The sequence below is a fragment of the Paraburkholderia sp. 2C genome, from assembly GCF_054589215.1.
Genome location: NZ_BAAILL010000018.1, coordinates 1 through 537 on the forward strand (window position 1 = coordinate 1; position 537 = coordinate 537).

At 64.6% G+C, this 537-nt stretch carries 1 protein-coding gene; it reads left to right on the forward strand.

The window, feature by feature from the left end:
- Window positions 1-537: hypothetical protein (locus ACYPXD_RS05740; RefSeq protein ID WP_459708458.1), on the forward strand; the 537-nt coding region annotated here is incomplete at both ends.

Below are 537 nucleotides of genomic sequence, written 5' to 3' on the forward strand. Positions count from 1 at the left end.
CGTGGCCGGCCCCTCCCGAAGCGTCTGCGGTGGCGATGCTGACCGCCGGCCTCGAATTCTTCAATGGCCTCGGCGGCTTTGGCCGTAACGGCAGCGAATACGTGACCGTGCTCGCCGAGCACGCCAGCACACCCGCGCCCTGGATCAATGTGATCGCCAACCCGGGCTTCGGCTTCCACGTCGCGGCCGAAGGCACCGGTTATACGTGGGCGGAAAACAGCCGGGAAAATCAGCTCACGCCGTGGTCGAACGATCCCGTCGAAGACCCCGCCGGCGAAGCCATTTACGTGCGCGATGAAAGCACCGGCGACGTGTGGACACCCACTGCAAAACCGATTCGCGACGGCGGCGTGTATATCGCGCGTCACGGCTATGGCTACAGCCGCTTCGAGCACGACGCGAACGGTATCGCACTGAGCCTGCTGCAATACGTGCCGCGTACCGATCCGTTGAAGATCAGCCGGCTGACACTACGCAATCTGTCCGGCCGTACCCGGCGGCTCTCGGTCACGGCGTGGCTCGAATGGGTGCTCGGTA